This is a genomic window from Rhodococcus sp. T2V (assembly GCF_029269925.1).
GTDB lineage: Bacteria > Actinomycetota > Actinomycetes > Mycobacteriales > Mycobacteriaceae > Rhodococcus_F > Rhodococcus_F koreensis.
On record NZ_JARJBD010000307.1, the window covers coordinates 1 to 1,083 of the forward strand.

1 protein-coding gene is annotated in these 1,083 nt (G+C 71.8%); it reads left to right on the forward strand.

Annotated features, from left to right (window positions below; genetic code table 11):
• The coding region (locus P3H15_RS54060; RefSeq protein ID WP_276144833.1) for a transketolase C-terminal domain-containing protein at nt 1-1,083 on the forward strand (1,083 nt) is incomplete at both ends.

Consider the following 1,083-nt stretch of genomic DNA (forward strand, 5'->3'; position numbering starts at 1 on the left):
CGCAGCGCGCCCCGGAGGGCAAGAAGCTGCTCGACCGCCTGATCGGACGCGACCTGCCCGCCGGCTGGGCCGACGTGCTGCCGACCTGGGAGCCCGACGCGAAGGGTCTCGCCACCCGGAAGGCGTCCGCCGCCGTCCTGAACGCCGTCGGGCCGGTGCTGCCCGAGCTGTGGGGCGGCTCCGCCGACCTCGCGGAGAGCAACAACACCACCATCAAGGGCGCCGACTCGTTCGGTCCCACGTCCATTTCCACCAGCATGTGGAATGCGGAGCCCTACGGTCGCACCCTGCACTTCGGTGTCCGCGAGCACGCGATGGGCTCGATCCTCAACGGCATCGCCCTGCACGGTCCGACCCGCCCCTACGGCGGCACGTTCCTCGTCTTCAGCGACTACATGCGTCCCGCCGTGCGGCTGGCCGCGATCATGAAGACCGCGGTCACCTACGTGTGGACGCACGACTCCATCGGACTCGGCGAGGACGGTCCCACCCACCAGCCGATCGAGCACCTCGCGGCGCTGCGCGCCATCCCCGGCCTGTACGTCGTGCGGCCCGGCGACGCCAACGAGACCGCGCACGCGTGGCGCGCCGTTCTCGAGAAGGGCGCCGACGAGGCCACCCGCGCTCCCGCCGGTCTCGCCCTGACCCGCCAGGACCTGCCGGTCCTCGAGGGCACCAGCTACGAGGGTGTCTCCCGCGGCGGTTACGTCCTCGCCGACGCGTCCACCGGTGCACCGGAGGTCGTGCTCATCGGCACCGGCTCCGAGCTGCAGCTGGCCGTCGCCGCCCGCGAGGCCCTCGAGGCCGAGGGCATCCCCACCCGGGTCGTGTCCATGCCCTGCGTCGAGTGGTTCGATGCCCAGGACCAGGCCTACCGCGACGGCGTGCTCCCCCCGACGGTCAAGGCGCGGGTCGCCGTCGAGGCCGGCATCTCGATGCCGTGGTACCGCTTCGTCGGTGACGCAGGCGAAATCATCTCCATCGAGCATTTCGGCGCCTCCGCCGACCACAAGACCCTGTTCCGCGAGTTCGGCTTCACCGCCGAAGCCGTCACCGCCGCCGCACAGCGCTCGCTCGCACGCG